21 protein-coding genes are annotated in these 20,907 nt (G+C 68.2%); 5 read left to right on the forward strand and 16 right to left on the reverse strand.

Annotation, left to right across the window (positions count from 1 at the left end):
* Nucleotides 1-3: 3 nt before the first annotated feature.
* The 14 genes from PWF70_RS23230 to ggh form a co-directional block, all read right to left on the reverse strand.
* On the reverse strand, nucleotides 4-1,200 hold the full coding sequence (locus PWF70_RS23230; RefSeq protein ID WP_286352785.1) for an NAD(P)/FAD-dependent oxidoreductase: 1,197 nt from the start codon (nucleotides 1,198-1,200) through the stop codon (nucleotides 4-6).
* Entirely contained in the window at nucleotides 1,197-2,555 is a 1,359-nt protein-coding gene (locus PWF70_RS23235; protein ID WP_005200589.1) for an FMN-binding glutamate synthase family protein, read from the reverse strand. Before PWF70_RS23235 ends, PWF70_RS23230 begins: the two co-directional genes overlap by 4 nt.
* Nucleotides 2,556-2,646: 91 nt before the next feature.
* Nucleotides 2,647-3,429 carry a protein glxC gene (locus PWF70_RS23240; RefSeq protein ID WP_502876438.1) on the reverse strand — a complete coding sequence of 261 codons (783 nt, stop codon included), beginning with the start codon at nucleotides 3,427-3,429 and terminating at the stop codon, nucleotides 2,647-2,649.
* Nucleotides 3,417-4,313 (reverse strand): class II glutamine amidotransferase domain-containing protein, encoded by an 897-nt coding sequence (locus PWF70_RS23245; RefSeq protein WP_286352786.1) that lies wholly within the window; start codon nucleotides 4,311-4,313, stop codon nucleotides 3,417-3,419. Before PWF70_RS23245 ends, PWF70_RS23240 begins: the two co-directional genes overlap by 13 nt.
* Before the next feature lie 68 nt (nucleotides 4,314-4,381).
* Nucleotides 4,382-5,743 carry a type III glutamate--ammonia ligase gene (gene glnT, locus PWF70_RS23250; protein ID WP_119033507.1) on the reverse strand — a complete coding sequence of 454 codons (1,362 nt, stop codon included), beginning with the start codon at nucleotides 5,741-5,743 and terminating at the stop codon, nucleotides 4,382-4,384.
* Between the two features lie 216 nt (nucleotides 5,744-5,959).
* The gene (locus tag PWF70_RS23255; RefSeq protein WP_286352787.1) at nucleotides 5,960-7,321 is read right to left on the reverse strand and encodes an ammonium transporter; all 1,362 of its coding nucleotides are present in this window, start codon (nucleotides 7,319-7,321) and stop codon (nucleotides 5,960-5,962) included.
* A 63-nt stretch (nucleotides 7,322-7,384) separates the two neighbouring features.
* On the reverse strand, nucleotides 7,385-8,410 hold the full coding sequence (locus PWF70_RS23260) for a heme-dependent oxidative N-demethylase family protein (protein ID WP_286352788.1): 1,026 nt from the start codon (nucleotides 8,408-8,410) through the stop codon (nucleotides 7,385-7,387).
* The gene (locus tag PWF70_RS23265; RefSeq protein WP_035753937.1) at nucleotides 8,407-9,396 is read right to left on the reverse strand and encodes a PDR/VanB family oxidoreductase; all 990 of its coding nucleotides are present in this window, start codon (nucleotides 9,394-9,396) and stop codon (nucleotides 8,407-8,409) included. Before PWF70_RS23265 ends, PWF70_RS23260 begins: the two co-directional genes overlap by 4 nt.
* A complete protein-coding gene (locus PWF70_RS23270; RefSeq protein ID WP_035753936.1) occupies nucleotides 9,393-10,922 on the reverse strand; it encodes a heme-dependent oxidative N-demethylase family protein in 1,530 nt (509 codons plus the stop codon). The genes PWF70_RS23265 and PWF70_RS23270 overlap by 4 nt, the downstream gene beginning before the upstream one ends.
* A complete protein-coding gene (locus tag PWF70_RS23275) occupies nucleotides 10,919-11,932 on the reverse strand; it encodes a PDR/VanB family oxidoreductase (protein ID WP_035753934.1) in 1,014 nt (337 codons plus the stop codon). Before PWF70_RS23275 ends, PWF70_RS23270 begins: the two co-directional genes overlap by 4 nt.
* Nucleotides 11,929-12,486, reverse strand: coding sequence for a dimethylamine monooxygenase subunit DmmA family protein (locus PWF70_RS23280; RefSeq protein ID WP_035753932.1), 558 nt, complete (start codon nucleotides 12,484-12,486; stop codon nucleotides 11,929-11,931). Before PWF70_RS23280 ends, PWF70_RS23275 begins: the two co-directional genes overlap by 4 nt.
* A 9-nt stretch (nucleotides 12,487-12,495) precedes the next feature.
* Complete coding sequence (locus PWF70_RS23285) at nucleotides 12,496-12,879, reverse strand: cupin domain-containing protein (protein WP_035753931.1); 384 nt, start codon at nucleotides 12,877-12,879, stop codon at nucleotides 12,496-12,498.
* 292 nt (nucleotides 12,880-13,171) lie between these two features.
* Entirely contained in the window at nucleotides 13,172-13,507 is a 336-nt protein-coding gene (locus tag PWF70_RS23290) for a hypothetical protein (protein ID WP_035753930.1), read from the reverse strand.
* A 91-nt stretch (nucleotides 13,508-13,598) separates the two neighbouring features.
* Nucleotides 13,599-14,939, reverse strand: coding sequence for a glucosylglycerate hydrolase (gene ggh, locus PWF70_RS23295; protein ID WP_035754033.1), 1,341 nt, complete (start codon nucleotides 14,937-14,939; stop codon nucleotides 13,599-13,601).
* 150 nt (nucleotides 14,940-15,089) lie between these two features.
* Here ggh and PWF70_RS23300 point away from each other — a divergent pair, with 150 nt between their 5' ends.
* The gene (locus PWF70_RS23300; protein WP_006361122.1) at nucleotides 15,090-15,770 is read left to right on the forward strand and encodes an SDR family oxidoreductase; all 681 of its coding nucleotides are present in this window, start codon (nucleotides 15,090-15,092) and stop codon (nucleotides 15,768-15,770) included.
* A gap of 15 nt (nucleotides 15,771-15,785) precedes the next feature.
* Here PWF70_RS23300 and PWF70_RS23305 read toward each other — a convergent pair whose 3' ends face one another.
* Nucleotides 15,786-16,175 (reverse strand): nuclear transport factor 2 family protein, encoded by a 390-nt coding sequence (locus tag PWF70_RS23305; RefSeq protein ID WP_035753928.1) that lies wholly within the window; start codon nucleotides 16,173-16,175, stop codon nucleotides 15,786-15,788.
* A 175-nt stretch (nucleotides 16,176-16,350) separates the two neighbouring features.
* Between PWF70_RS23305 and PWF70_RS23310 the strand changes: the two genes are divergently transcribed.
* Genes PWF70_RS23310 through PWF70_RS23325 form a run of 4 tightly spaced genes read left to right on the forward strand, consistent with a single transcriptional unit; the run spans nucleotide 16,351 to nucleotide 20,622 of the window.
* A complete protein-coding gene (locus tag PWF70_RS23310) occupies nucleotides 16,351-17,028 on the forward strand; it encodes a DUF4129 domain-containing protein (protein WP_035753926.1) in 678 nt (225 codons plus the stop codon).
* Nucleotides 17,025-18,293 carry a DUF4350 domain-containing protein gene (locus PWF70_RS23315; protein WP_231380925.1) on the forward strand — a complete coding sequence of 423 codons (1,269 nt, stop codon included), beginning with the start codon at nucleotides 17,025-17,027 and terminating at the stop codon, nucleotides 18,291-18,293. Before PWF70_RS23310 ends, PWF70_RS23315 begins: the two co-directional genes overlap by 4 nt.
* Nucleotides 18,290-19,330, forward strand: coding sequence for an AAA family ATPase (locus PWF70_RS23320; protein WP_035753924.1), 1,041 nt, complete (start codon nucleotides 18,290-18,292; stop codon nucleotides 19,328-19,330). Before PWF70_RS23315 ends, PWF70_RS23320 begins: the two co-directional genes overlap by 4 nt.
* Nucleotides 19,330-20,622, forward strand: coding sequence for a DUF58 domain-containing protein (locus PWF70_RS23325; protein ID WP_006361127.1), 1,293 nt, complete (start codon nucleotides 19,330-19,332; stop codon nucleotides 20,620-20,622). The genes PWF70_RS23320 and PWF70_RS23325 overlap by 1 nt, the downstream gene beginning before the upstream one ends.
* A gap of 4 nt (nucleotides 20,623-20,626) precedes the next feature.
* Here the strand turns inward: PWF70_RS23325 and PWF70_RS23330 are convergent, their stop codons facing one another.
* Complete coding sequence (locus PWF70_RS23330) at nucleotides 20,627-20,902, reverse strand: DoxX-related protein (protein WP_006361128.1); 276 nt, start codon at nucleotides 20,900-20,902, stop codon at nucleotides 20,627-20,629.
* Nucleotides 20,903-20,907: the final 5 nt, after the last annotated feature.

Raw genomic sequence — 20,907 nt, forward strand, 5'->3', positions numbered from 1 at the left:
CGCTCAGCGCATCTCCCCTGCTCCCACGTAGGGGAACCTCGTCGTCAGCGGATCGCCTTCGGCGAACCGGGTGAAGCGGAAGTCGGACTCCGGGATCCGGGGATCCGAACTGCGGCCGTCGACGACGAGATCGGCGACGAGCCGCCCCACCGCCGGCGAGATCTTGAATCCGTGACCGCTGAAACCGACGGCGAGCACCAGGCCGTCGAGCGGCCCACGCGAGATGATCGGGTTCCAGTCCGGCGTCACGTCGTAACACCCGGCGTAGCTGCTGGTGATCGCAGGTTCGGTGAACCCGGGGAAGCGGGTGCCCACCTTGTCGACGGTCAGGTCGACGAAATCGCTGTCGACCCGATTGCTGTAATTGTCCGGATCGGCGATCTGCAGCTCCTTGAGATCGCTGTTGCCGAAGAGGATCTCGCCGCGGACATCCGGCCGGACGTACTGCAGGGAGACGAGGTCGGAGAACACCGGCACCTCGCCGAGATCCTCACCCGGATGGATCATCACGATCTGCTCGCGATGCACCGAGATCGGGACGTCGATGCCGTGCGGCGCGAGGAAGGGCTTGGACCACACCCCGGTCGCCACGACGACGGTGTCGGCGGAGATCGTCGAGCCGTCGGTCAGGCGGACGCCGGTGACCCGGTCCCCGTCCACGACCAGCTCGGTGACCGTCGTGCCCTGCCGGATCTTGATACCGGTGGCCCGTGCGGCGGCGGCGAAGGCCTGAGCGGTCTGGTAGGCGTCGCCGTAACCGCCGCGCTCCTCCCAGCCGAAGGCCGCGAACGGCTCGAGATCGGCTGCCGGCCACATCTTCGCGACCTCGGCGACGTCGATCTCCTCGGTCTGGACGCCGACCTCACGCTGTGCTGCAAGGCTTTTGCGCAGACTCTCGGCGTTCGCCTCGCCGACGCCGACGACATAGCCGGTCTGTCGGAAACCGATGTCGGTGCCGAAGATCTCCTCGGCCTTCTCGAAGACCTCGAGGCCCACGGCGGCCATCGCGGCGAGCGAACTGACGCCGTAGTGGCATCGGACGATGCCCGACGACTTGCCGGTCATCCCGCCGCCGACGGTGTCGCGTTCGCACACCACCACGTCGGTGATGCCGCGCTGTCCGAGTGCCCAGGCGGTGGCGGCCCCTTCGAGGCCGCCGCCGACGATGACGACCGACGCCGTCGAGTTCTGCTCTGTCACAGTCCACTCCCCGGAATCCAGTTGGTCCCCGCCATCGGGACCCGTGCCATCGCCGCGGCCTCGATCGTGATGGCGACGAGGTCCTCGGGCTCGAGATGCTGGAGGTGCGCCTTGCCGCAGGCCCGGGCGATGGTCTGGGCCTCCATCGTCATGACGCGCAGGAAGTTGGCGAGACGCTTGCCGCCGAGGACCGGGTCGAATCGCGCCGACAGCTCCGGATCCTGCGTGCTGATGCCGGCCGGGTCACGACCGTCCTGGAAGTCGTCGTAGTAGCCGGCCGCCGAACCCAATGCCTCGTACTCCTCGGCGTAACGGGGATCGTTGTCGCCCAACGCGATCAGAGCGGCGGTCCCGATCGCCACCGCGTCGGCGCCGAGGGCCATGGCCTTGGCGACATCGGCACCGTTGCGGATGCCGCCCGAGACGATCAGCTGGACTGCGTCACGGCCCGCCCCTACTCCCGCCCGGCGGTGAACTCCGAGTTCCTGTAGCGCCTGCACGGCCTGCGGGATGGCGGCCAGCGTCGGAATGCCGACGTGCTCGATGAACACTTCCTGGGTGGCGGCGGTACCGCCCTGCATGCCGTCGACCACGACCACGTCCGCGCCGGAATGAACGGCCAGCTTCACGTCGTAGTAGGTGCGGCTGGCACCGACCTTCACGTAGATCGGCTTCTCCCAGTCGGTGATCTCGCGCAGCTCGTTGATCTTGATGGCGAGGTCGTCGGGACCGGTCCAGTCCGGGTGCCGGCAGGCGCTGCGCTGGTCGATGCCCTGGGGGAGGGTGCGCATGCCCGCGACACGCTCGGAGATCTTCTGTCCCAGGAGCATTCCGCCACCGCCCGGCTTGGCGCCCTGACCGAGGACGACCTCGATCGCGTCGGCCTTGCGCAGGTCGTCGGGGTTCATGCCGTAACGCGAGGGCAGGTACTGGTAGACGAGGTGCTTGGACTGACCGCGTTCCTCGGGGGTCATACCGCCGTCGCCGGTGGTGGTCGACGTGCCGACCTCCGACGCCCCGCGGCCCAGGGCCTCCTTCGCACCGGCCGACAGCGCACCGAAGCTCATCCCGGCGATCGTGACCGGGGTCGACAGGTGCAGCGGGTACTTCGCGTTGCGACCACCCAGGACGACGTCGGTGTCGCAGCGTTCGCGGTAACCCTCGAGCGGGTAGCGCGACATCGAGGCACCGAGGAAGAGCAGGTCGTCGAAGTGGGGGAGCTTGCGTTTGGCGCCCCAACCGCGGATGTCGTAGATGCCGGTCTCGGCGGCCCGCTGGATGGCGGCGATGGTGGTGCGGTCGTAGGTGGCGGATTCACGGAGTCCGCGCTGCTCGACGCTGAGGTTCTCGGTCATGGTGATGTCTCTTTCGATGTGGGGCGCGTGAGTTGCGGCCCTTCGTGGCTCGTCGCTAGCGCTCCTCGCACCTCAGGGAGCGAGGGGTGGCTCAGTAGGCGGAAGCGTTGTCCACCTTGAAGTGGTAGAGCTCGCGGGCCGACCCGTAGCGGGTGTAGGCGGTCAGGTCGTCGTCGCCGTAACCGGCGGCCTTCAGCAGTCCGGCGAGTTCCTCGAGGTGCTCTTCGCGCATCGGCTTGGCGATGCAGTCGGCACCGAGGGAGGCGACCTCGCCGCGGACGTAGATGCGGGTCTCGTAGATGGAGTCGCCGAGCCCGTCGCCGGCGTTGCCGCGAATGACCAGGCGGCCGGCCTGCGCCATGAACGCGCTGTTGTGTCCGACGTTGCCGCCGATCACGATGTCGACGCCCTTCATCGAGATCCCGCAGCGCGCGGCCGCGTCGCCCTCGACGACGAGGAGCCCGCCGTGCGCGGTGGCACCCGCCGACTGCGAGGCGTTGCCCTTGACGATCACGCTGCCGCTCATCATGTTCTCGGCGACACCGGTGCCGGCGTTGCCGTTGATGGTGACCTCGGCCTGCTGGTTCATCCCGGCGGCGTAGTAGCCGACGTGTCCGTCGACGGTGATCTTGACCGGGGCGTTGACGCCGGCCGCGACGCTGTGCGCGCCGGCCGGGTTGTCGATGACGATCTCCCCGGAGATGTCCCCGTGAAGGGCCGAGTTGATCTCTCGCAGTGGGGTGTTCGCGAGGTCGAAGTGGTGATTGGGGCTCATCGTCTCCGCTTTCGCTGTGCCGGTGGAGGAGTAGGTGGAGTGGCCGGGGGCCTCGGGTCGTCCGAGGGTCCCCGGTTGTTCGAGTGTCACCGCGTCCATGCGTAGACCACCTCCGGCTCGGGCTCCCAGATGCGGGCGTTCTCGACGCCGGGCAGCTTGGCGAGGGCGCGGTACTCGCTGGCGATCGCGACCCAGTCGTCGGTCTCGGCGATCACGGCGGGCTTGCAGGCGATGGCATCACGGACGACGGCGAAGGAGTCCCGGTTGGAGACCACCAGGGTGTAGAAGCCGTCGAAGGTGGCGCACACCTCTTTGAGCGCGGTCTCGACGTCCCTGCCGGCGGCGAGCTGGTGGGCGACGAAGCGTGCGCCGACCTCGGTGTCGTTCTCGCTGTCGAATTCCACTCCCTCGGCGCGTAATTCGCGCCGGATGGTGGCGTGGTTGGCGAAGGAGCCGTTGTGCACGAGACACTGCTCCGGGCCGACGGCGTACGGATGCGCGCCCGACGGGGTCACGGCCGACTCCGTGGCCATGCGGGTGTGGCCGACGCCCTGCCAGCCCGAAGCGTTTGCCAGCCCCCAGGATTCGGTGAGGTCACGCGGCGCGCCGACACCCTTGAGGACGGTGAGATCCGCGCCGAAGCCGGCGACGAGCGCATCCGGGTAGGCGGCACGGGCCGCGCCGAGAAGTTCTTCGGCACCGACTGGGGCCGACGCGACCAGCGTGGCGTCGACGAGCTGCGCGGCGACGGGCACACCGAGCGCCGCGCCGAGGGTCGACGAGACCTCGTCGGGCAGGACGTCGAGTTCGAGCAGCGAGACGCAGCCGTGGCCGGGCGGCGCCCACTCGGGGTTGCCGTAGACCGCGATACCGGCTGAGTCCGCGCCGCGATCCTGCATCTCGCCGAGCATCTCGGCGAGCATGGCGCCGAGCCGGGGATGAAGATCGGGATCACGCAGATGCAATCCGACGATTCCGCACATTGTCGAATCCTTTACGTCGAAGGGAGAGTTGGGATGTGCTTCGGTTCGCGCGGCCGGGTGCGGCCACGTCAGAAGGCGGTGAGGTACTGGTCCACTTCCCACGGGGAGACCGCGGCATGCCAGTTGAAGAACTCCTCGCGCTTGAGGCTGGAGAAGTAGGTCGACACCTTGCCCTGGTCTTCGGGCCAGTCCTGGGGGAGTGCGGCGTCGAGCGCGCCCGCGACGACGGCGTCGGCCTCGAAGGCCTCGACCGCGTGCAGCAGGGTGAGGGGCAGTTCGGCGATGTGGCTGGGCGCTCCGCCGACGGCGCCGGGGTCGAGGCTGCGCTTGATGCCGTCGAGGCCGGCACCGAGCAGCGCGGCCGCGGCCAGGTACGGGTTGGCTGATCCGTCGCCGCCGCGGAGTTCCACGCGCTGGTCGTCGGGGACGCGGATGTAGTGGGTCCGGTCGTTGCCGCCGTAGGTGGCCTTGCGCGGCGCCCAGGACGCGCCCGAGCGGGTGGCGGTGGCGCCGGTTCGCTTGTAGGAGTTGACGGTCGGTGCGATCACGGCCTGCAGCGCCGGGGCGTGCTCGAGGATGCCGCCGATGAACCCGTAGGCGGTGTCGGACAGGCCGAGTCCGCGGGCGTCTTCGCTGACCTGCGGGAACACCGGCTCACCGCCCTTGGTGAGGGATAGGTGGAAGTGGAGTCCCGAGCCGGTGCGGTCGGCGAACGGCTTCGGCATGAAGGTGGCGATCATGCCCTTCTCCGCGGCCATCGCCGAGAGGAGGTAGCGGAGAGTGACGACCCGGTCGGCGGTGGTGAGCGCGTCGGCGTACTTGAAGTTCTGCTCGAACTGTCCGTTGCCGTCCTCGTGGTCGTTGGCGTAGTTGCTCCAGCCCAGCTGGTTCATGGCAGTGGACACCGACGTGAGGTGCTCGTACATCCGGGTGAGTCCGCGGACGTCGTAGCAGGGCTGGTCGGAGTCGTCCGCGTCGTCGGCGGTGACGAGCGATCCGTCGCCGGCACGCTTGAGAAGGAAGTATTCGACCTCGGCACCCACCCACGGCTCGAAGCCGGCGTCGGCGGTCTGCGCGATGAGGGTCTTGAGGATGTTGCGCGGGGCGAACGGCCACGGCTTGCCCTCGACGTGCGGATCGCACTGGACGACGGCGAGGCCTTCCTTGATGAACGGGATCGGAAGAAAGGAACTCACGTCGGGGATCGCGATGAGGTCGGGATCCTTGGGCTCCTGGCCGATCGCACCGACCGCGTAACCGGCGAAACCCACTCCCTCCGTGGCGAGTTCGTCGACCGCCTCGACCGGCACCAGCTTGGCGCACGGCTTGCCGCGGAGGTCGACGAACATGGCGAGGATGAACTTGGTGTCGTTCGCCGCACACAGCTCGGCGAGGGTGCTGGTGTCAGGGGCTGCGTTGGTGGTGGTCATGATGCGCTCCGGGGTCGACTGTAGGTATTGCCTGTCGGAATGTCCACTCGCGTGAACCAGTGTCTACCGTTAGTAGACCGGCCCTTTGTTTCGCCGCTGTTTCCGCCCGGTGAGCGGACGGTGTCGTTTCAGCACCTCGTGTGACGGGACGAAGAAGACCCGGGACCCACCGTTCTCACGGTGGGCCCCGGGCCGTTGTTCACTTCCTCCGCGCGATCAGACCTGTGCGGGTGGAGTCGAGGAAGGCATCGACTTCTCCACCGACTCGGCGGCTGCCGCCGGAGACAGGGCGCCCAGGCCGCCGCCCGGGTGGCCGACGCTCGCACTGGGGATCTCATAGGCGGTCTCGGCGTGCAGGACGGTGTCGAGACCGACCATCTCGGTCTCCTCGTCGACGCGGATGCCCATGACCTTGTCGAGACCCTTCGCGATGAGCCAGGTCATCACGAACGAGTAGGTGCAGGTGATCGCGATACCGGCGAGCTCACGCCAGATGATGTCGGGATCGCCGCCGAAGAGGACACCCTGGACACCGGCCGGAGCGACATCGGTGGCGAACAGGATGATGCAGAAGGTACCCACGATGCCGCCGATGCCGTGCACGGCGAAGGCGTCGAGCGTCTCGTCGACCTTCAGCTTCGACTTGAAGCTCAGCAGGAAGGCGACGACCGCGGCGGCGAAGATGCCGACGCACAGTGCACCGAGCGGCGCCATGCTGCTGGCTGCAGGGGTGATGCCGACCAGACCAGCGACGACGCCGGTGATGATGCCCAGCGAGGTGACATGACCTTCACGCCACTTCTCGATGATCGCGAAGCCGATCATGCCGGCGGAACCGGCGAGCAGCGTGTTCAGGATGACCGACTGGGCGAGGAAGTTGGCGCCGAGGGCACAGCTCCCGTTGAAGCCGAACCAGCCGAAGAACAGGATGCCGCCACCGAGCATGGTCATCGGCACGTTGTGCGGACGCTCCATGCGGCGCTTCCGGGCACCCAGCACAACGGCCAGCGCGAGCGCTGCGACACCCGAGTTCATGTGGACCGCGGTTCCGCCTGCGTAGTCGACGATCTCGACCTTGTTGAGCAGGAAGCCGCCCTTGTAGTTGTCGTCGACATCGGCGGAGAACACCCAGTGGGCCACGGGGAAGTACACCACCAGGAGCCAGATCGGTGCGAAGACGAGCCATGCGGAGAACTTCATGCGGCCGGCGGCACCACTGGCCACGATGGCGATGGTGATGGCCGCGAACAGGATGAACCACGCCGCGAAGTACAGCGTCTGGGTCGCACCGGAGGCGTCGTCGGTCAGCCAGTTGGTCAGGCCGATGAAGTCGGTCGGGTTGCCGATGAGGCCCCACCCGCCCACCGACGGCCCGGACACGAGTCCGTAGCCGATGACGACATAGAGCACGGCGGTGATGCCGAGGGTCGAGATGACCATCGACATGATGTTCAGCACGTTCTTCGAGCCGACCATGCCGCCGTAGAAGAAGGCGAGGCCGGGGAACATGAGCAGGACGAAGACGAAGGCTGCCAGCATCCAGGCCAGGTCGGCGTTAGCCGCGAGAATCGGTTCCATGGGCGATCTTTCGGTTCGGAGACTTGAGAAGTCGGTGGTTGTTGCACCAGCAGCTCACGGGCGTCATTGACCGCGTAGATATGCGACCACACTGTCGCGATAGTCGAGGAATCCCTTGTAGGCGGCGATGTCCTCACCGAGTGTCTCGATGACGGTCGCCAACTGACTGGCCCACTCGGGTATTCGCTTCACGTCCTCCAGCGAGGCCATGAATGTCCGGATATTGAACGTCACCGCACCCGACATCGGCAACCGGACGAAGTGTTCCAGCTCGATGCGCAGGCGCGCCCTGGCGAAATCGCCGTCGGCGACCATGCCCGGGACGTCACCTGCCCAGGCCGGCAGCTCCTCGAGACTGACGTCGAGCTTGTGCGAATCCGACGCCGACAGAGTCCAGTTCACCCTGCGGTACACCTGATCTGCCGGTAGCCTGCGCAGGAACTGCTCGGCGCGGGCGACGATGCCCTCGCGGAGCATGCGCGGGACCGGGGCATGGATCTCGTACATGTCCATGCCCACATCGAAGGACACCGACCACGCCGCCGCAAAGGTCACCACACCGGCGTCGAAGTACAGGTGCCCGTCGCGTTCGGTGACGAGAAGGAGGTCGTCGGGTACCTCCCGCGCCAGGAACTCCATCGGCCCGTAGGGCAGGGACTCGGGGTCGCCGAGCACGAATCCCTGGTCGGTGCCGAGGATCTCGTTGCGCCAGTGAAACCGACCGTCGCCGTGTTCGTCGAGGTGCATGAGGCCGGGGTAGGAGATGCTGAGATCGCGCAGGTAGTAGAGCAGCAGATCCCAGCACGCGATCTCCATGCCGGCACGGACCCGCACCCGTGAGGGGTCGTTGTCGAGAATCCGACGGCGTTCGGCCATCATCTCCGGGTACTCCGCGCCACCGAGATCGACCAGATGCCTACCCCATTCACCACCACGGGTGCGTCGGGGGATGCGGGCGGGTTCGACGTTGACGCTGTAGGAGAACTCCTCGAGGTCGTCCGGGAACGGCCACGGCAGATTACCGAGATGATCCACCGGCTGGTTGAGGAACAGTTCTGCGGATTCGGTCGGGATCGCTTCTGTGGTCACAGGTCCACCTCGATGTTCTGCCCCCGGGATACACAGCACAGCATCGCATCACCGAGAGCCTTCTCCTCGTCGGACAGGACGAGGTCGCGATGCTCGATGATGCCTCCGCGCACAGGGATTCGGCATTCGCCGCACACGCCCTGGCGGCACAGGTTGGGCACCTCGACACCACTGTCGAGTAGTCGTTGGAGTAGGGACACCCCGGCCGGGACGTCGATCCGGTCCCCGGTCGAGGACAGCGTCACGGTGAACGGGTCGCCGGGCTCCTGCTCCGGCGCGGCGAATCTCTCGAGATGGACTCGCGCCGTGGGCCATCCGGTCTGAGCAGCGAGTTCTTGATAGGAGTCGAGCAGGGCTGCCGGTCCGCACGCGTAGGCGTGGGTCCCCAGCGGCTGCGACCGGAACCTGTCGGCGATCAGTTCCGCCGTGGCCTCGACTCCGGACACCTCGTGCAGGGTGATGTTCGGCTGCTCGGCGAGCGCACGGAGATCGTCGAGGTGCGCTCCGCTGCCGGGTCGGAAGGAGTAGACGATGTCTGCGCGAAGCCCCTCGCGTGCCAGTGCCCGTGCGTGCGACAGGACCGGTGTGACGCCGATACCGCCGGCCACCAGCAGTGCTCCCCGCTGGTCGAGGACGGGTGCGAACATCGACCGGGGCCCCTCCACCTCGACGACGGCGTCCTCGGAGAGGTTGTCGTGCAACCAGTCCGACCCCCCGCCGGCACCGCGTCGTAGAACCGAGATGCCGTAGGTGTTGGGGTACATGCCGTCGTCGACGAGCGAGTAGGCGTTGCGGTGCTCACCGGCGGTGATGATGAGATGGCTGCCCGGTTGGTAGGGCGTCAGGACCTGCGGGGTGTCGGCGAGCGGCGCGAACCGGAAGTGCGTGATGTCCGCGGTCAGCTGCCGGACGGCGACGACGCGCATGGGCCGTGTCGACGTCGCATAGCCCGGGTGCAGGTGTGCGGGGATGGCTGCCGCCGTCATGCATCACCTCCCGCAGCCGATGCCAGGAAGCTGCCCATCGTCGGTGAATGGTGTTCGTGGATCTCCAGATCGCGGGAGCAACCGGGACAGGTGGCTGTCCCGCCGGCACGACCCTCGACGCGGAAGGTGTTGCGGCAGTGCGCACAGTAGAGCGGCAGGTCGCGGAGGTGGACGACATGGGAGGACAGTTCGGCGGGTACGGCCCCGGCCTCGCGCGCGATGGCCAGCGCGGTCAACACGTCGTACTGGCCGCCGGTGACGAGAATGCGCGTGCCGGTGAGCGCTTCGTCGAGGGCGTCGTGCAGGGACGCACGATCCTGCTCGTCGGTGAGCGTGTCGAGCACGAGCAGCCGGGTGGCTCCGACGGCCTCGGCCGCCGCGACCCAGTTGCGTGACACGTGTGCGGTCTCGGCGTCATCGCCGACGGCGACCACGAGGAAGGCCGCCCCGGTGGTGTCGACCGCCGGGGGAGTGGCCGGCCAGACCGGCAGGCCCGGGCCGGTCGGCGCCGGCGGAGTGGGCGCGGCGTCGCGCAACCACTGGGCGGCGCGGTCCCGGTACTTGATGATGCCCTTGTAATCGGCCATGTCCTCGGGCAATTCGGCCAGGACCTCGGCGGCACGACGCCGCCACGGATCGACGGTGGCCAGCTGCTCCAGAGGCAGCATGTAGGTGCGGATCAGGAACATGACCGCTCCCGAATCCGGGAGCCGGATGAGATGTTGCACCTCCACGCGTAGGTGGACGCGGCGTCCGAACTCGGCGTCGTCGACGAGCTGGATACTCTCGCGGTCGGGGCCCCACTCGGGGTAGATCTCGGTCGAGACATCGAGGCGGCGGTCGATGGTGAGTGTCCAGTTGGTCCGCCGGTAGGGCTGGTGCGGCTGAAGACGCTTGAGGAACTCGTGCGCCCGGGTGATGACGCCTTCCTTGCGCACCCGCGGGACGGGCCCGTGGATCTCGAGGAAGCTCATCCCGACGTCGAAGCCGAAGCTCCAGTCGGCGGCGAAGGTGACCACCCCGGCGTCGACGAAGAGCTGGTCGTTGCGCTGGTCGAGGAGCGCGATGTCCTCCTGGACCTGAGAGGTGATGTAGCGCAGTGGTTCGTCGGGCAGGGTGGTGGCGTCGCCGTAGCGGAAGTGCTGTTCGATGCCGAGGATGTCGTTGCGCCACAACCATTCGTCAGGTCCGGTCGAGCGGAGCTGCATCTGCTCCGGGTACGCGGCGTCGAGTTCGCGCATGAGGGTGAACATCGCATCCCACGCGGCGGGCACCATGTGGGGGAGTACGGCGTGGCGGGTCGGATCGGCGGCGAGGGTCACCGCACGCTGGTCGAGTTCGGCGCGGTACTCGGAGTCGATGTCGACGACCGCGGTGCCCCACTGACCCGCGGGCGTCGTGACGGGTTGCTCGGCCGGTTCGACGTTGGTGCTGTAGCGGTACCGGTCCTCGAGGAACGGGAACGGGAAGCCGGCGACCAGGTCGGCCGCGGTCTCGGCGGTTGTGTTGTCGAGTGTGCTTGTCACAGGGGAACCTCCAGGGTGCAGCCGCCGGCGGCGCGCGAGACGCACGGCATGATGGCGTCACCGGCGGACTTCTCCTCGGCGCTGAGGTAGAGATCGCGGTGGATGGGTGATCCGCCGGACAGGGGGATGCGACATTCGCCGCACACGCCCTGACGGCACAGATTCGGGACCTCGACGCCCGCCTCTTCCAGGGCCGCGAGCATGCTCGTCCCCGACGGGACATCGATGCTCCGGCCGGATTCGGTGAGCTCGACGCGGAACGGGTCACCGGCATCGAGTGCATCGATGCCGAAGCGTTCGAAGTGGATTCGGGAGTCGGGCCATCCGGCTGCTGCGGCGGACGCCACGACGGAATCGATCATGGACGACGGTCCGCAGACGTACAGGTGGGTGCCGACCGGCTGGGTACGAAGCGCTTCGTCGAGGCGCCCGGTGAACGAGACACGGTCGGTGAACAGTTCGGCGCGAGCCCGGGCGAGCGCCGTGACGTCGGCCAGGTGGGCCGCGGCTTCCTCACGGAAGACATAGAGCAACTGCACGTCCCGGCCCCAGCGCACGGCTGCGCGCAGGTGGGACACCATGGGAGTGATCCCGATCCCGCCGGCGACCAGCAGGTGTTTGCGGGCGCGGGCGATCGGCGCGAAGGCGCTTCGGGGGAGTCCGACGGTCAGCGTGTCGCCGACAGCGAGTTCGTTGTGCAGCCAGCGGGACCCGCCGTTGCCGTCGTCGACCTCGAGGACCGAGATCGAGTAGTTCGTGGGATGGGTGCCGTCGCCGGTCAAGCTGTAGGCGTTGGTGTTCGAGCCGGCGTGGACCACCAGGTGACTGCCGGGGACGAAGCCGGGGAGGGCCCGACCGTCGGGGTCGGCGAGCGTGATGCTGCGGATGCCGGTGACGGTGGAGTCGATCGCGGTCACGACGAGCTGCATCGTGGGCATCCGGTCGACGCGGCTCGTCGACTCGGCGGCGGCGCCGGCCGAATCGGGTTCTGCTGCGACGGTGATGCTCACAGTTGGACCTCCTCACCGGTGGACAGGGGTTGGGCGGTCTCGGCGTCGACCATGAAGCCCAGGTACTGCCCCGTTCGACGGGACACGTGGTGGTACACCAGCAGGTCGCGACGACATCCGGCGCACGGGATGACGTCATCGATCACCGCTCGGACGCGGGTGACCGACCGGCAGTGCGAACAGAACACGTCGGCCTCGGCCTGGCCGTCGGAATCGGTTGTCATGACTTCGATCTCGTCGTCCTCGAGTCCGGCGTTCACGGCGACGGCGCGCAACCGCAGTGCCGCACCGGCGTCGGCGACGATCCAGACCCGGACCCCGACGGTGGCCTCGGCGAGCGCTCCGGCGAGCAGGTCGGCGGCGGTGTCGGCGTCGCCGTGGATTCGAGTGGTGACCAGCGGAGGGAGGTCGGCTTCCCAGCGGCCCAGTGCGTCGGCGACGTCCCCGACACCGACCAGCAGGTAGGAACTACCGGTCGGCGTGGGGGTCGTCGTCTCGACCAGGTCACCAGGTCGTGCCCACGCCGGCACGCTGGAGTACGTGATCTGCGACATCGTCAGCGATCAGAGGAGAGTGGCGTCGCGCAGACCGGTGTAGAAGGCGAGCGCATAGTCCGGTGTGCTGAAGTAGATCTTCGATCCCTTCGGGAAGAAGATCGCGTCCTTGGCCTTGGCGACCGTCTTCTGCCCGGTTTCCTTGTTCTCCAAGAGGAACTCGCCCTCGAGAACGACCTTCATCTCGTCGTACTCGTATTCGTAGTAGAGCGGCTCGTCGGTGTGGTGGAGTTCGAAGTACCCGCTGCACATCGGGCTGCCGTCCGGGTTCTCGTAGACGTCACCGATGAATCCCTCGGTGCCCGGGTACTCCGCCTCCGGCATCTTCGGAAGATTCTTGAAACCATCGCTGGTCACGCGGAACTCCAACGCCTTGGCACTCTCGATCGTCACGATGCTCCTCCATGTCTCACTCGGGCGCGAATGCGCTCGTCGGGTACGTGGTCGGCGTCCTCGTGCCACCCGGGGGTTCGTGATGACTCTTCGTAGTGGACGCCGTCCCCTGTTATGAAACAAGTGGTGTGTTTCCGGAGTGTGACGGCTCTGTAATGGTGTGCTACGCGGCGTACGTCATGCGGTGCGGAGCCTCGTCGGAGGTTCGGCGTGAGATCGGCTCACGTAATCCGTTCCCGCTCACACTTATCGGGTGAGCGAGAACGAAGGGGGTGAGCGAGAGTCGCAGCGCCTACTGACGGCGATAGTCGAGCAGCCCGACCCAGAACTCGTCGGGGATCACGTCGCCGGCGCGCAACACGCGCGCGAGTCCGGCGGCCATGAACGCACCGAGCAGTCCGAGCCACAGTCCCGCCAGCGAGATCACGGTCCAGGCGACGGCGACCGCGATCGGCCAGGGGTCGAGGATCAGCAGGATCGGCGCGAAGAAGAAGCCCGCCCCGATGAACCACGACGAAAGCGCACGGTCGCATCGCGCCACGGCCACCAGCCACCGCGGCGTCGAGGCCGTAGGCATCGCACCCAGTGGGGGTCGCCGGTTCCGGTGAGTGGTCTTCTCCGTGGTCATCGGACACCTCCTGAGACGGATTGCGGTGACTCCAGACTCCGCCCCCGAACGCGCGGAAGCCACTACCTCCCAGGTAGTCGGAACGACACTCTCAGTCGAGCCAGTCCAGCACCGACGCCGCGGTCCAGCTCTGCTGCATGCTGCCGAGAGGCTCGCCGGTGAAGGGCTCGTAGTACTCCGCGAACGAGCCGTCGGTGGCCTGACGCAGACCCTCCTCGCGGAGCCGCGCCGAACGCTCGGTCCAGCCCCGACGCGCGAACGCCCAACTGAACAGCCAGGTCATGACCGGCCACACCGGACCACGCCAGTACTCGCGGGGTCGGAAGTCAGCCGAGATCGGCGACGTCGACGGTGGGACGGCGTACCGAAGGTCGGGATGTCCGCAGAAGCGCGGGCCCTCGAACAGCCGGAGCAGCGCGCGTTCCCGCTCACGGGGGAGCCCGCCGCAGATGAGCGGAGCGAACGCGGCGATGGTCTCGGTGGTGATCCAGGAGTTCGCCCGCAGATCGAAATCCCTTGCGGCACCGTTACGGTCGTTGGCCGCGGCCACCACGCCGGAACGGAACCGGTCGGCCCAGGCGCGCAGGTCGCGAACGTCGGCCAGCGGCTTGGAATAGTCCTCGCCGATCGTCGCGAGCACGTCGCAGGCGACGGCGAAGATCGCGCTGACGAAGACGTCCTCGACGGCGAAACTCATGACCTTCGGCAACAACTCGTCGTCGTAGTGCGCACGCTTCATCTGCTCGACGAGCCAGATGTACCGGTCGTACTCGAGGTCGGTGGGCCGCATCGACAGGTCGGTGACGTGATCGAGATCGGCACGCTGGTACGGCGGAAGGTCTAGTCCGGGAACGACATTCGCATACGCGGAGTCCCAGCGCGGCGAGTTGTCCATGCCGGATTCCCAGCCGTGGAAGATGGTGATCCGGCCGCGTCCCATCGGATCCCGGGCGTGGGCCAGCCAGCGATGCCACCGCACCAGCGAACTCCAGCGGCGGTCGATGAACTCATTGGCCACCGCCCGCGTCGTACGACCGTGACGTCGGGAGTGGTCGAGAATGCGCTGCACCGCGATCGCGTGGACCGGCGGCTGAGTGATGCCCGAGGTGTCCGGGAAGTCGGGGGCGCACTCGGCCAGTCGTGCGCACTCCCAGCGGGACGGGCCGGGAAAGTATCCGTCACGGCCGTTGGCGAACACGATGTGCGGGATCATGCCGTTGCGCCACTGGGCCGACAGCAGGGTGTCCATCTCGATCACCGCACGCTCGACGGACAGCGGCGCGAGACCGACGGTGACGAACGCGGCGTCCCAGCTCCACATGTGCGGGTACAGCTTGGGCGCCGCACTGGTCATGGTGCCCAGGTCGTTGCCGCGCAGCAGATAAGCGGCACGTGCCGACAGCTGCGTTGGGGTGAATCCGTACCTGGCCACGCCGACGATTGTGCCCCCCGGCGCGCACGTCTGCTCATCGAGGCGGCCTCGATACGCGGCGTCCTCACTCGCCTCGGTCGTCGTCACCGGGCCGACGGAGGGTGGGCATGACGATTTCGGCATCCGGGTCGCCGCAGTAGGGTTGGCAGAGTGCCCACCGCATTGATCACCGGGGCCAGTCGCGGCCTCGGCGCACAGATCGCCCGACAGCTGGCCCCCACGCATGACCTGTTGCTGGGCGGCCGTCCCTCACCCGAACTCGACCACCTCGCCACGGAGCTCGACGGCGCGAGCACCTTCGCCGTCGAACTGACCGACTACGACGAGGTCGCCGCCGCGGTGGAGACCATCAGCGAACTCGACGTGCTGGTCCACAATGCCGGCGTCGGCAGCAGTCTCGAACACGTCTCGGACACCCCCGTCGAGGAATGGCATCACGTACTCGAGGTGAACCTCGTGGCGGTCGCCGAACTGACGCGGCTCCTCCTGCCGGCGCTGCGGCAGGCAGAAGGGCACGTCGTCTTCGTGAACTCCGGAGCCGGCCGGTCGGCCAAGCCGCGCTGGGCGCCCTATGCGGCAAGCAAGTTCGGCCTGCGCGCACTCGCCGACTCCCTACGCGCCGAAGAGCCGACGCTCCGGGTCACATCCGTCTACCCCGGTCGCATCGACACCGACATGCAGCGCGAGCTGGTCGCCATCGAGGGTCGCGACTACGACGCCTCGCAGTTCCTGCGCCCGGAATCGGTCGCGGCCGCCGTCGTGCACGCCGTCGAGACCCCGGCCGACGCCCATCCACAGGACATCGTGCTGCGGCCGACGGGGCGTGGGTAGCAGCTCAGAGCGGAGTCAGAGCTGCGTCAGATCCTCCGGCCGCCAGACCGCGCGCATCGACGACACCTTGCCGTCGGCGTTGAAGACCATGATGTCGACCGGGGTGATCTCGAAGGCGAGACCCGCGGTCTTGGTGACGAGGGTGAACTCGAAGACCGCGGTGTCGCCGGCGACTTTCTTCCACTTGAGGGTGGCGGTGCGCTCGTCCATGCCGGTGATCACCGAGTAGAACTCGACGAGCTGTTCGCGGGTGTTGCGGATGTCGGCGCCGATCGGGTCCTCGACCGTCGCGTCGGGCGCGTAGAGGTCGGCGATCTGTTCGGCGGTCCCGGTGTTCAGCAGCTCGACGTAGGCGTCGACCGCCGCGTCGATCTTGTCGGCGAGGTCGGCTTGCTCCACGGTCATGAATCCTCCAGAAATTAGAACGTGTTCTAGTTCTGCACCGTAGCACGCGCGTCCGTCGACCGGTGGATGTTTCCGGTGCCTGCACAGGGTTCTTTGATACGTTCGCCGCAAGAGTCTCCTCGGGCGTCTAGTCCGTGAAACGACGAGTCCCAGCAGCACGGAAAGGCCGGTATCCGTGACCCCGATCCTGGCTGCTCCTCTGGACCCCGGCAACGAGCAGGCCCGACGCTGGGCCGAGGACGAGCTGTCGAAGGACGCCTACCAGCCGCCGGAACCGTCGTGGTGGGACGAGTTCAGCGACGGCGTGTGGGAATGGATCGCCGACAACGTCCTCGACCTGTTCGGTGGTTCGGACACGATCCGGGCGATCGTCATCGTGCTCGCGATCCTTCTGGTCGTGGGCCTCGCCGTGCTCGTGACCCGCCGGGTTCGACGCATCCCGCGGGCCCCGACAACGGCCGACACCACCGCGGCCAAAGTGGTGCTGCCCGGTACGCGCTCAGCGAAGGAACTCCGGGCCGTGGCCGAGGACCGATACACCGCAGGCGACTACGACGGCAGCGTGGTCCACGCCGTCCGTGCCCTCGCCCGCCGCGCCATCGAACGGGGTCTGCTCGCCGACGAGCCGTCTCTCACCGCGCACGAGGTGGCCGCCGAACTGGCATTCCGGTTCGCCGACCACGGCGTCGAACTGCGCCGCGCCGCTGATCTGTTCGACGCGATCGCCTATGGCGACCGACATGCGGCCGCCGGGTCGGCGCGTGCGGTGCTCGATCTGGAGCGTGCGGTGTCGTCCGCCCAACCGGCCGCGGCGGACACCTCAGGTCCGCGTCGAATGGCGGTGCCCCGATGACCACGACTACCCGTGCCCCGTCGATCGCGCTGTCCCCGCCGAAGCGCGGCACACCGCGGTGGATCTGGGTGCTCGTGGTGGTTCTGGTCGTCGTCGTGGTCGGCGCGATCGGCCTGCTCGGGGTATCCGCGCTGAACGTGTTCGGGGCGGAGCCCGGGCCGGGTGTGAGTTACGACCCCGACAACCCCCGACCCCAGGGCGCCCGCGCCTTGGCTCAGATCGTCGACGAGCATAGCGGCGACCTCCGACAGGCTCGCGGCCTGGACGAGTTCACCGACGCACCGCGCCCCGGCAGCAACACGACGGTCGTCGTGTCGTCGGTGGGTGCGTTCAACCCGGGTACGGCGCAACAGTTCCTCGACCGGGTCTCCGAGGCGCACCGGGTGATCCTGATCGCGCCGCAGGACTACGCGCTGTCGCTTCTCGGACTGCCCGTTCGGCTCGAGTTCGGCGGCGCCCCGACCGGGGTGCCCGCCCGCTGCACGACCGGCGAGATCGCCCCCGACGACACCATCACGGGCGGCACGCTCGGTTACAGCACCTCCGCACCGGGTACGACGTCGTGCTTCACCACCGGCGCCGCGTCGAATGTGCTGTACCTTCCGGCCGCCGCCGGCCGTCCGGAGATCGTGGTCGTGAGCGGCGACATGCTGCTCAACGAGAACCTCGCGCTCCGCGACAACGCCGGCGTGACGACCCGGCTCTTCGCCAATGCCGACGACATCCTCTGGTACGTACCGTTCGTCACCGACGAGGTGCCGTCCGAGAACGAGGAATCCGACGTCCCGGCGGCGATCGGGCCGCTGATCGTGCTGGCCGCGTTCGCGGTTCTGGCCCTCATGCTGTGGCGGGGTCGCCGGTTCGGCGCGCTGGTCACCGAGCCGCTGCCGGCGGTCGTCAAGGCGATCGAGACCACCCAGGCACGGGGTCGGATGTACCACAAGGCCCGCGCGGATGCCCGGTCCGCCGCCGCTCTGCGCATCCACACGCTGGCCTCACTCGCGTCGTATCTCGGCCTGCCGTACGACGCCGGGAAGGCCACCGACGAACTGGCCATACCCGGATGGGAATCGATGGTGGCGCATGAGGAAACCGCCGACCCCGCGGTGCACGCCATCATCACCACAGTCGTGTCCGTCACCGGCCAGGACCTAGCCCGGGTGCGGGCCCTGCTCGCCGGACCGCTCCCCACCACCGACACCGGCCTCGTCCTCTTCACCAGCGAACTGACCGCCCTCGACAAGGAAGTCCGACAAACGCCATGACCGTCGATCCATCCCGCACCTTCGGCCCCGGTCCGTTCGAGATCGCAGCACCGCCGCAGAATCCGCACGGCGGCCCCGCCCCGTCGTCGAACACTGCGCGCGACGCACTCGGTGCGGTACGTGCCGAGGTCGCCAAAGCGGTTGTCGGACAGGATCAGGCGGTCGCAGGCATCCTCATCGCACTGCTGTGCCGCGGGCACGTCCTGCTCGAAGGCGTACCCGGTGTCGCGAAGACACTCCTCGTCAGATCGGTCGCGGCCGCGCTCGACGTCGAGACCAAACGCGTCCAGTTCACCCCCGACCTGATGCCCGGCGACGTGACCGGTTCACTCGTGTTCGACGCCGCCAGTTCCCAATTCACCTTCCGCGAAGGCCCGGTCTTCACCAATCTCCTGCTGGCCGACGAGATCAACCGCACCCCGCCGAAGACGCAGGCGTCGTTGCTCGAGGCGATGGAAGAACGGCAGGTGACCGTCGACGGCGTCGGCCGTCCGCTGCCCAGCCCCTTCCTGGTGGCGGCGACGCAGAACCCCGTCGAGTACGAGGGGACCTACCCGCTGCCGGAGGCCCAGCTCGATCGCTTCCTGCTCAAGGTGACGCTGCCGCTGCCGCCCCGCGAGGACGAGATCACCGTTCTCACCCGGCATGCCGCCGGGTTCGATCCGCGCAATCTCGCCGCGGCGGGGCTCCGACCGGTCGCCTCAGCCGCCGACGTCGAGGCCGGCATCGAGCAGGTCCGTCGCGTCGGCGTCGCCCCGCAGGTGGCCGCCTACATCGTCGACATCGCCCGCGCGACACGGTTCTCACCGTCCCTGGCCCTCGGCGTCAGCCCGCGCGGCGCGACGGCATTGCTCGGGACCAGCCGGGCCTGGGCATGGCTCAACGGACGTGACTTCGTGACCCCGGATGACGTGCAGGCGCTGGCACAGTCGACGCTGGCGCACCGGTTGTCGCTGCGTCCGGAGGCCGAACTCGAAGGCGTGTCCGTGAGCTCGGTCCTCGACGCCGCCGTCAACTCGGTTCCCGTCCCGCGCTGATGTTCCTCACCGGCCGGTTCCTGATCCTGGTGCTGCTCGGCGCAGTGCCGATCCTGGTATGGCCGAACTATGCCGTCCCGGTGCTGTGGGTCCTGTTCTGCGTGCTCCTGATGTGCCTCGACCTCGCGCTCGCCGGGTCGACGAAGACCGTGACCCTGGCACGGTCGGCGCCCGGTCCGGTCCGGCTCGGCGAGACCACCTCGTGTTCGGTCGCGGTCACCAACAACGGAAGCAGCACGTTCCGCGGCGTCCTGCGCGACTGCTGGCAGCCGTCGGCCGGTGCCACCGACGACGAGCATCGGCTCACCGTGCCCCCCGGCGAAGCACGCACTGTGACCACCACTCTCACCCCGACGCGCCGTGGCGACCGGCTCGCGGTGCGGATGACGGTTCGTCGGCTCGGCCCCCTCGGACTCGCCGGACGGCAACGCGGTGTGCCGCTACCCGGTCGGGTCCGGGCGCTCCCGCCGTTCGGTTCACGGCGACTGCTGCCCTCCCGGCTCGCCCACCTGCGTCAGCTCGACGGCCGGTCCGCGGTCCGGATACGCGGACAGGGAACCGAATTCGACTCGCTGAGGGACTACGTCGAAGGAGACGACGTCCGCAGCATCGACTGGCGGGCGACAGCACGACGCCGTTCGACCGTCGTGCGTACCTGGCAGCCGGAGAAGGATCGTCACATCGTCATCGTGCTCGACACGTCGCGCACCTCGGCCGGTCGCGTCGGCGACGTCCCACGCCTCGACGCGGCGATGGACGCTGCTCTACTGCTCGCCGCGCTGGCGTCGCATGCGGGCGACCGCGTCGACCTCATCGCAGGTGACCGACGCGTTCACCGACGAGTGGTCGGGGTGGGCCGGACGACGCTGCTCAACAGCCTGGTCTCTGCGATGGCGAACCTCGAACCGGCTCTGCTGGAGGCCGATTGGCCGATGCTCGGGGCGGAGGTCGCGAAGATCGGCCGTCAGCGCGCCCTGCTGGTGTTGCTGACCCCGCTGGAGCCGGCCGCCGTCGAGGAGTCACTGCTGCCGCCGCTGTCGGTTCTCGCGCAGCACTACAAGGTGGTCATCGGATCCGTTGCGGATCCCGCACTGGAAGAGATGATCTCGGCCCGGGAGGATCCGGCGACCGTCTACGACGCGGCGGCCGCGGCCCGGACCGTCACCCTGCGGAATCGGACGGCCACCGCCGTCGGCCGACTCGGCGTCGACGTGGTGGACGCACCGCCGGACAAGCTCCCCGCGCGGCTCGCCGATCACTATCTGCTGCTCAAGTCGCGCGGGTTGCTCTAGCCGGTCAGCTCTTGGCCTGCACCGCGCGGTAGCCGAGGAAGCCCAGGTAGCCGGCGAGTCCGGCCAGGCCGAGCCGGCGGGTACGGGGAGACACCAGCGCGACGCCGATCGCGGTCTCGCACGCCCCGTTCCGATAGGTCCAGGTGGTGGTGTCCTCGGGGAACACCGGCGCGGTGATCGGGGCGAACAGCTCCGGCTTGACGAAGTGCGTCAGACCGACCGCGGCGAGACCTCCGCCGATCAGCGAAACCGCGTCCAGGGACTTGTCGTTCTTGGCCATTCGGG

It is taken from the genome of Gordonia sp. Swx-4 (assembly GCF_030316175.1).
GTDB classification, from domain to species: Bacteria; Actinomycetota; Actinomycetes; order Mycobacteriales; family Mycobacteriaceae; genus Gordonia; species Gordonia alkanivorans.

Excerpts from the sequence above, each read along its gene's own strand:
- glnT (WP_119033507.1), bottom strand. The coding sequence starts at position 5,743 with ATGACCACCACCAACGCAGCCCCTGACACCAGCACCCTCGCCGAGCTG.
- PWF70_RS23305 (WP_035753928.1), bottom strand. The coding sequence starts at position 16,175 with ATGACCGTGGAGCAAGCCGACCTCGCCGACAAGATCGACGCGGCGGTC.
- PWF70_RS23255 (WP_286352787.1), bottom strand. The coding sequence starts at position 7,321 with ATGGAACCGATTCTCGCGGCTAACGCCGACCTGGCCTGGATGCTGGCA.
- PWF70_RS23245 (WP_286352786.1), bottom strand. The coding sequence starts at position 4,313 with ATGTGCGGAATCGTCGGATTGCATCTGCGTGATCCCGATCTTCATCCC.
- PWF70_RS23265 (WP_035753937.1), bottom strand. The coding sequence starts at position 9,396 with ATGACGGCGGCAGCCATCCCCGCACACCTGCACCCGGGCTATGCGACG.
- PWF70_RS23325 (WP_006361127.1), top strand. The coding sequence starts at position 19,330 with ATGTTCCTCACCGGCCGGTTCCTGATCCTGGTGCTGCTCGGCGCAGTG.
- PWF70_RS23320 (WP_035753924.1), top strand. The coding sequence starts at position 18,290 with ATGACCGTCGATCCATCCCGCACCTTCGGCCCCGGTCCGTTCGAGATC.
- PWF70_RS23290 (WP_035753930.1), bottom strand. The coding sequence starts at position 13,507 with ATGACCACGGAGAAGACCACTCACCGGAACCGGCGACCCCCACTGGGT.
- PWF70_RS23240 (WP_502876438.1), bottom strand. The coding sequence starts at position 3,429 with ATGGACGCGGTGACACTCGAACAACCGGGGACCCTCGGACGACCCGAG.
- PWF70_RS23330 (WP_006361128.1), bottom strand. The coding sequence starts at position 20,902 with ATGGCCAAGAACGACAAGTCCCTGGACGCGGTTTCGCTGATCGGCGGA.
- PWF70_RS23235 (WP_005200589.1), bottom strand. The coding sequence starts at position 2,555 with ATGACCGAGAACCTCAGCGTCGAGCAGCGCGGACTCCGTGAATCCGCC.
- PWF70_RS23315 (WP_231380925.1), top strand. The coding sequence starts at position 17,025 with ATGACCACGACTACCCGTGCCCCGTCGATCGCGCTGTCCCCGCCGAAG.
- PWF70_RS23280 (WP_035753932.1), bottom strand. The coding sequence starts at position 12,486 with ATGTCGCAGATCACGTACTCCAGCGTGCCGGCGTGGGCACGACCTGGT.